Origin of the sequence: Streptomyces sp. WZ.A104 (genome assembly GCF_002382885.1) — a bacterium.
GTDB lineage: Bacteria > Actinomycetota > Actinomycetes > Streptomycetales > Streptomycetaceae > Streptomyces.
Genome location: NZ_NWVL01000139.1, coordinates 1 through 7,462, shown reverse-complemented (window position 1 = coordinate 7,462; position 7,462 = coordinate 1). Strand labels below are relative to the sequence as shown.

Annotated in this window: 8 protein-coding genes and 1 pseudogene; 4 read left to right on the top strand and 5 right to left on the bottom strand. The window is 66.3% G+C overall.

Annotated elements, in window-relative coordinates; genetic code table 11:
* Window positions 1–236 (bottom strand): transposase (locus CIB93_RS39715; protein ID WP_373558841.1); only part of this gene is annotated, 236 nt, incomplete at its 3' end.
* A gap of 1,588 nt (window positions 237–1,824) precedes the next feature.
* Here CIB93_RS39715 and CIB93_RS39365 point away from each other — a divergent pair.
* The 3 genes from CIB93_RS39365 to CIB93_RS36330 all read left to right on the top strand — a co-directional run bounded on the left by CIB93_RS39365 (window position 1,825) and on the right by CIB93_RS36330 (window position 3,818).
* Window positions 1,825–2,370 carry a helix-turn-helix domain-containing protein gene (locus tag CIB93_RS39365; RefSeq protein WP_257002522.1) on the top strand — a complete coding sequence of 182 codons (546 nt, stop codon included), beginning with the start codon at window positions 1,825–1,827 and terminating at the stop codon, window positions 2,368–2,370.
* Between the two features lie 93 nt (window positions 2,371–2,463).
* Window positions 2,464–2,868 carry a hypothetical protein gene (locus CIB93_RS38345; RefSeq protein ID WP_179500370.1) on the top strand — a complete coding sequence of 135 codons (405 nt, stop codon included), beginning with the start codon at window positions 2,464–2,466 and terminating at the stop codon, window positions 2,866–2,868.
* Between the two features lie 128 nt (window positions 2,869–2,996).
* On the top strand, window positions 2,997–3,818 hold the full coding sequence (locus CIB93_RS36330; protein WP_096633050.1) for an SAM-dependent methyltransferase: 822 nt from the start codon (window positions 2,997–2,999) through the stop codon (window positions 3,816–3,818).
* 16 nt (window positions 3,819–3,834) lie between these two features.
* Here the strand turns inward: CIB93_RS36330 and CIB93_RS36325 are convergent, their stop codons facing one another.
* Together CIB93_RS36325 and CIB93_RS36320 are read right to left on the bottom strand one after the other, a co-directional pair.
* Window positions 3,835–4,767: a helix-turn-helix transcriptional regulator gene (locus tag CIB93_RS36325; protein WP_096633049.1), complete on the bottom strand. Its 933-nt coding sequence runs from the start codon at window positions 4,765–4,767 to the stop codon at window positions 3,835–3,837.
* 91 nt (window positions 4,768–4,858) lie between these two features.
* The gene (locus CIB93_RS36320) at window positions 4,859–5,092 is read right to left on the bottom strand and encodes a DUF397 domain-containing protein (RefSeq protein WP_096633048.1); all 234 of its coding nucleotides are present in this window, start codon (window positions 5,090–5,092) and stop codon (window positions 4,859–4,861) included.
* A 180-nt stretch (window positions 5,093–5,272) separates the two neighbouring features.
* Between CIB93_RS36320 and CIB93_RS36315 the strand changes: the two genes are divergently transcribed.
* Entirely contained in the window at window positions 5,273–5,782 is a 510-nt protein-coding gene (locus CIB93_RS36315; protein ID WP_096633047.1) for an ATP-binding protein, read from the top strand.
* 107 nt (window positions 5,783–5,889) lie between these two features.
* Here the strand turns inward: CIB93_RS36315 and CIB93_RS36310 are convergent, their stop codons facing one another.
* Both CIB93_RS36310 and CIB93_RS36305 read right to left on the bottom strand, forming a co-directional pair.
* Window positions 5,890–6,465 carry a hypothetical protein gene (locus CIB93_RS36310; protein WP_096633046.1) on the bottom strand — a complete coding sequence of 192 codons (576 nt, stop codon included), beginning with the start codon at window positions 6,463–6,465 and terminating at the stop codon, window positions 5,890–5,892.
* A 395-nt stretch (window positions 6,466–6,860) separates the two neighbouring features.
* A pseudogene (locus CIB93_RS36305) lies at window positions 6,861–7,462 on the bottom strand (transposase); the annotation flags it as partial.

The following is a 7,462-nucleotide window of genomic DNA, read 5'->3' as shown; positions in this document are numbered from 1 at the left end:
GCGTCCGCTCTGGCTTGGGCGGCCCGGAGCATCCGTTCGAACGTGCCGTCCAGGGCCCACCGGCGGAACCGGGTGTGCAGTGTGGCCCAGGGACCGTACCGCTCGGGCACGTCACGCCACGCGGTCCCGGTGCGGAACTTCCACACGATCCCGTTAAAGCACCGTGCGGTCGTCCGACCGCTTCCTTCCCCGCACCGACTTGGGCAGCAGCGGCCGGACAAACTCCCACTCGGCATCCGACAGTTCATGGCGACGTATCACCAGACCGTGATCCATCAAGCAAGATCATTTGAAGACACCGCCTAGGGCAAGGGACAGTACGCCGAGACCGCGCACGAAGTTCTTGATCACCACCGCGTTCTACCGGCCACACCCGGCCTTGGCGGTGCTGAGCACCCCTGTGCTCACTCGCACGGGGTAGAGGGTTCACCGCAGGAACGCTTCCGCATCCGGATATTCCGATGTGCGGGCGGGGGTTGACAGCTCGGGGTGATCGGCGTCGACGAGGTCACCGGACGCGGCCTGTCGGTCAGCCTCGTGCTCTGCTGGCTGAAGGCTGGCGTCGAACTGAAATTCCAGAGAACCCGTTCTTGCTGCAGGTTTCCCGCCCCCGATCAGTCCCGATCAACTCAAGACAGATTCTGCAGTAATCCGTGCATCAAAGGGCCCCTATTGGCAGCTCACTTGGCAACGGAGTGCCAGAATCGAATCGGTGAGCGTTTCTCAGCTTGAGGGCGGGCAGATATATCGGATTACGGCATGAGTGCGTGGCGCTTGAGGCTTCGACCGGGCTAGTGTCGCGGTCAGGAGGGGGCCTGGGCCCGGCCGCAAACCTAGGAACCAAGCCCCCTACCGCATTCGTTCAGTTACGAGTTCCCTTGGAGGAATCTCATGCCTTCTCGATATGCGTTCCGTGGCGCCGTGGCGTCTCGGGGTGGTGCTAACGGTAGCGGCGGTGGGGTGGGTTTCGCGCGGCTCCGTGCCTGCGTTGTCACGCTGAATCTCGGAGGGGTCTTGGCCCTGTCGGCTCTTCTTTTCGGCCCAGCCGAGGAGGCCTGGGCGGCGGCGTATGCGCTGGGAGGGTCCGGAGTGATCGCCTGGGCGTGCCGTGATTCGCGGCTCTCCTGGCTGTGGGCTCGCGCCGACTGAAGGCCGCACGGCCTGGATGTGTCGGCCCTGGTTGCAGTTGAGCAGGAGTCTCGGTCGGCGCAGCGAAAGGTGCCCCTCAGGAAGGGGAGTAATTGAGTCCGACGGCAGTCTTCACCAGGGATGCCGGTGGCGGCTTTCAGCGCGAAGGAGGATGCGGTGACGAAGGATGCTGCGAGTCGCGTCTGTGGCTTCTGTGGGGCGCTGCTTCCTGCCGCCAGCGGCCCGGGGAGGCGCCGTTCCTATTGTGACGAGGGGCATCGGCGTCAGGCGCAGAGGCTGCGGGATCGGGAGAGGCCGGCCGTCAGTCAGGGCGTGAGGTCTCCTGGGCATGAGATCGCTGCTGAGGCTCACCGACTGGCTGGCCTTCTGCTGGAGGCGGCGTACGCGGGTGAGGGCCTGGGGGAACTGGTGCAGCGTGCCCGGGCTGTCCAGCAGGAGGTCGACTTCTTTCTGGCGGCCGAGGTCGGTGCGGATCGTGCTCGGGGTGCTAGGTGGGAGGACATTGCCAAAGCGGTGAATGTCACTGCTGAGACGGCCCGGAACAAGTGGAGTCCGGACCGGGTGCGTCGACTGTTGGACCATCGTGCTGTCGCTCAGAGAGCCGCGCCGCTTCCCTCTCCTCGGTCTGCTGTGTTCCCGCTCCAGCAGGGCGAGGGGCAGGAGCCGTTGAGGCCGATGGCGGTCACCGCGCGTCAGCGGCTGGCGGCAGCGCTGTCTTACTTGCAGCGGAAGAGCGGCTTGAGTATTCGTGTGATCGCTGATCGCACGATGCTCTCCCCTTCCTTCATCTCCAGGATCTTGTCGGGGGAACGGACCCCTTCATGGGATCTGGTGTGTCATCTGTGCAGCATCCTGGGCCACGAGCCCGGGGAGTTCAGGCTGTTGTGCGAGGCGGCCCACGGGGTCGAGCAGCCTCCTCGGCAGACGGTTACGGAGTGCATCGCTTCGTTGAAGGCTGCGTTGCGGGGGCTGCACCTGGCTGCTGCACGGCCCACCGCTGAGGAGATTCACCGGCGCAGTCACGGCAGGGTGCCGGTGCAGGTCATTGCGCAGGTTCTGCGAGGGGACGCGGTTCCGGAGTGGGAGGTTGTGGGGGCGTTGGTCACTGCGCTGGGTGGGCAGGCCGCGGATTTCAAGCCGCTATGGGAGGCGATCCACTACAGCTTCCTGATGACGGATGACCCCTGTGTCAGTGATCTGGTCAGCGAGACGACCGGCTGAGCGCGGGAACGGTCCAGGATGATGACACCTAAACGGCCAGCAGTCGCATCGACCTCTCCCTCTGTGTACGAGGCCGGTGGTGACCGCACTGCAGTGATCGCGTTCCGTGCCTTCCGCGACATGTACAGGGCGGGCTATGTCGCCTATGCCACGGCGAGGCTGGGCACGCACGAGCTGGCGGAGCGGGTGGTGGAGGACTCCCTCACCGCGCTCGCGGTCCGCTGGTCTGCCACGCTGGGCTGTTCCCACCCCGCTGCGATGGCCTGGCGCCTGCTGGCCGCCTGCGTGGATGACGCGGAAGGAGCACCGGTCCCCTGTCCAGGGGACCGGATATGCGGCAGCGACGCCCACGTGCTGCGGGACCATCTCAGGATGGACATCGGCCAGGCTTCCGACCTCATGGGGCTGACGCGTGGGGAGTTCCTCGTCGCGCTGCACTTGGCCGACCGCCCGACGGATGCCTGCTGCGGGGCCCAGCAGCCCTGCGACGCCGCCTGAAGGGGAGCATGGTGCGGCTGCTTTTCAGCCGATCGTGGTCTCGTGCGCATTCTGAAATTTCACTACGCTGTCTCTCTTCCGGTGCGGGGCCGATCCGGCCACGCCACGAATTCTTCCCCGGGGACGCGATGACGGCCGATGATCAGCTTCCGTACGGTGTAGACGTCAGGACTCCGAGCGTCGCGCGGATGTACGACCATCTCCTGGACGGCAAGGATAATTTCGCCGCCGACCGTGCGGCATGCGACCACCTCTTACAACAGGTCCCGAGCATGAAGGACCTCGCCCTGAACAACCGGGCCTTTCTTCAGCGGGTCGTACGAACTCTTGCCCAGGAGTACGGCATCCGTCAGTTTATCGACCACGGATCGGGCCTGCCGACGCAGGACAACGTTCACCAGATCGCGCAGCGCGTCGACGCTGCCTCCCGGGTCGTGTACGTGGACAGCGACCCGATCGTGCGCAGTGTGGGCGGGGCACTTCTGGAAACCAATGACCGGACCGCGGTCCTGCAGGCGGACATGCGCGACACCCAGGAGATCTTCGACAGTGAGCCGGTGCGGCGGCTGATCGACTTCCGGGAGCCGGTCGCTGCGCTGTTCGTTTCGGTTCTGCACTGCATTCCGGACGCGGACCGGCCTGTTGACCTCATCCGCAGGGTCCGGAGCCGGCTGGCCAGTGGCAGTGTCATGGTCATCTGTCAGCTGGTCAGCGAGAGCGAGCAGGTCCGTGACGAGGTGTCTGCGTTCATGAACCGCGAGACCCGGGGTCACTGGGGCCGGGTGCGCACCCGGGCTGACGTCGAGCGCTACTTCGAGGACAACGGCCTGCCGGTTGTCGAGCCGGGCCTTGTAGAGGTCTCCCGGTGGCGCCCTGCCGAGGTGCCTGTCGCTCCGCCCCAGCAGAGCTTTGAGTGGGAGGAGTTCGGCGGGGCCGGCATGGTTCCCTGAACCGGCCCCGGCGACGTCATTGGCGGCCGGTGTCCAGCTCGTCGAGCCGGTCCTCCAGCTGGGTCAGGGTGAGGGCTGCAGGGTTGGCCATCCCGGACAGCATGGTGATACGCGACCGGTAGCGTTCCGCCTCTCCCTCGCCCTCGACGCAGCGGGCGCCCTCGCTCTGCTCGAGATAGACGAAGTCGGACAGCAGGGCGTCGGCGAACCGCAGATGCACGATCGGATGCCCCACCGCGCCGGTCATCCCCATCGACAGCGGAGCGATGTGCAGGCTGATCCGGTGCCGCAGGTCGCTCTTGAGGAACTGAATCAGGTGCTGGATCTGCCGGTACAGTACGCCGGGGCTGCCCACCGGGCGGCGCAGCACGTCTTCATCCATGATCGCGACCATGGCCGGCGGGTCCTGGTCCCGGTGGAACATGGTCAGACGGTTGACCCGGGCCCGTGCGCGGGCTTCGACTTCAGCCTGCGGCAGGTCGGGGAAGCCCGCACGGATGACGAGTTGGGCGTATTCGGTGGTCTGCAGCCAGCCGGGGACGAGCTGTGGTTCGTAGGCCATGATCCGCTGGGCGGCCGGTTCGAGAGCGAGCAGCGGCTGCACCCAGCGGGCGATGGAGTTGCCGTACGCCTCCCAGGCGTCCGGCTGCTCGCCCTGAACCGCAATCAACTGTGCGTGGGAGAGTTCCTGGTGGTCGGTGACTCCGCACAGGCGCAGCAGGGCGGTGGCGTGCTGGGCGGTGTTCTCGGTGCGTTCGCCCTTTTCCAGTCGGCTCACTGTGGGGCCGGATGTTCCGATGTGGCGGGCCGCCGTCTTCCCGGTCATGCCGATGCCGGTGCGGCAGCGTCGCAGGTGCTCGCCGAGGGCTCTGCGGTGGGCTGCCGCACCGAGGTGGGGCCGGGGTGCGAAGCCGCGTATGGAGCGGTTGTCCCCGTGCTGGCCAGTCATTCCGAATGCCTCCCCTGGGCCCCTTGTTCGGGGCGCCAGTATGTCAGCCTGACAAAGAAGAGGCATGCGCTGGCCAAAGCAACACGAAACGCTACAGGGCGAAGTCGAACTCGCCGTCCTTCACGCCGAGGAGAAACGATTCCATCTCGGCCGGGGTGTAGACCAATGCGGGCCCTGCCGGGTAGCGGGAGTTACGCACGGCAATTTCTCCCCCCTCCAGTCGGGCGACTTCCACACAGTTTCCGGCCGCGTTGCTCCGCACGCTCTTCCGCCAGACCGCCCCTTTGATCGTCTCAGCACTCACACCGTTGACCTGCACTGTCATTGAAGATCTGCCCTCCTGTCGGCCCCTCGGACACAGCCGCCCACACCCATCGGCGGGAACATTCGTGCGACCTGAGCCGCTGAAATTTCAGCCGTCCTTCCAGGAACGAGCATTAGCGCGTCAGGTAGCGGGACAAGATGCAGTGAGCCGCCGACACGCTCACTTACGGGGAAACCGTTCATGGAAAACCGAACACATCAGCGCCAGCACCCCAGTACCCGCTGCCACGCCGGGACCGCGCCCCGTCTCGCTCTCGCGGCACCCCCCTTCGCCGCCCACCGCATCAGCACGAACACCCTGTGCCTGAGAGACGCACGGAAGTTCACCTCCGACGTCATCCGCCGCTGGAACCTGAACCCCGTGCGCGAGGACGCCGTGCAGATCGCATCCGAACTCGTCGCCAACGCGGTACGCCACGGCAAACGCCGCACCCCCCTGCCCGACGGCAGCCCTCCCGTCGTGTGGCTGGCCCTGACCCGGCGCCCGCACAGCCTGCTCTGCGTGGTGTACGACCCCAGCAGGCGCAGACCACGTCTCACACCGCCCGCTCCCCTGGCCGAGGACCACCGCGGACTGCCCATCGTCGAGGCACTCAGTGAGGGGTGGGGGTGGAAACCCTCCGGCGCCACCGGCAAAGCCGTCTGGGCGCGGCTGGCGTTACCTCCCGCCTCGGCCCGCAGGAAGCCCTGAGAAGTCCTGGACATCATCCTGCGGGCTGGCAGCCACACGCAGTCGGTCAGGGCTTCTCGATGCATGAACGGGCTTGCCGACTACCCGTCTGAAGCAACCGGCACTGGCTAGGAACCGGACAGGGCTGAGGCAGGGGCGGTGGGGCTGTAGAAGACCGAACGTCCCTGCTTGGAACGCTCCAGCAGCCCCTGGGCGACCCCCTGTTCCAGAGAGTTACGCACCACCGCCACCTGGACCGCGCGCTCAGGGTGCGCCTCAGTGAGTGAGGCCGCTACTTCAGCCGCGGACCGGGGCTCGCTCTGTCCTCCCAGGTAAGCGGTGGTCAGTTCCAGCCATGTCGGCTCCACCGCCTTTTTGGGCGAAGCAGTCTTCTTGGACACCTTGCGACCGGCGGCGGCAGCCGCCTTCCCTGCTGCTGTCTTACGGTTGGAGCCCCGCGCCGCGGGAACCGCGGCCCCCTTGCTGCTCTTGCGCTGCTTCGCTGCCTGCTTGGGCGTACCGCCGAGCACTTCCTGCATCTTCGTCAGGACCTGCTCGCTGTCCTCCAGACGGACCAGCTCATCCTGCAACCGCGCCAGCTCGCTTCGCACGCGCTCCTGCTCGCTGCGGTTCGCCGCCAGGTCATCAGCGACCCGCTGCGCATAGTCTGCCGTGACACTCTGAACGGGGAGGTTTCCAGACATGTAAGTCCTCGGCTCTCAACGTGGGGGGCGTGTGTAGCGACGATGGTACCCACACGAATCAAGCCAACCCGCCAGTGCGTCTAGTCGCACAGCAACCACCTGAACGGGGCTGCTCCCTCGCCGGTCGTGAAGTGCGTATGCGCCCGGCACTTGTGCTCGCACCCTTCGGGAGTGGCCGGGAATCGGTCTCCCCTAGCTCGGGGCCGTGGTCGTTCCGGTGCCCCGCCGGATGGTGTCTTCGGCCAGTAGGCCCCAGCGCTCAACCGGAGCGACATGAGAGCCAAAGATGACTCCGCGGAACTGTCAGGCGGACCAGCCCGGCCCGTATGTTCCGCATCCTTGGCGCGCAGAGGACGGGTCTGTCAGTCGAGCGGTGTATCTGGGGTGGTTGAGGGTTACTGGCGTGCTGCGGAGAGGCGGCCGTCGAAAGTGATGTCGAAGGCGTTCAGGGCGGTCTTCCAGCGCATGGTCCAGCGGGCCTGGCCCCTGCCGGTCGGGTCCAGCGACATGATCGGCATGTAGACGCACTTCAAGGCGGCCTGCTCGTTCGGGAAGTGCCCGCGAGCCTTGACTGCCCGCCGGATCCGGGCGTTCACCGACTCGATGGGGTTCGTCGTCCAGACGATGCGGCGGATCTCGGTGTCGAACCGGAGGAACGGAGTGAACTCCTCCCAGGCATTCTCCCAGAGCTGGACGATCGCCGGGTACTTCTTGCCCCACGCGTCGGCGAACTCCGCGAACCGCTCGAGTGCGGCTTCCTCGGTCGCCGCGGTATAGACGGGCTTGAGGAGCTTGGCAATCTTGTCCCAGTCCTGGCGGGCGGCATAGCGGCATAGCGGCAGGAGTTTTGCAGCAGGTGGACCACGCAGGTCTGGACGGTGGTGCGGGGCCAGACGGCCTCGGCTGCCTCGGGCAGGCCCTTGAGCCCGTCGCGGACCAGCATGAGGACGTCGTTCACTGTGCGGTTCTTGATCTCGGTCAGGATGTGCATCCAGTG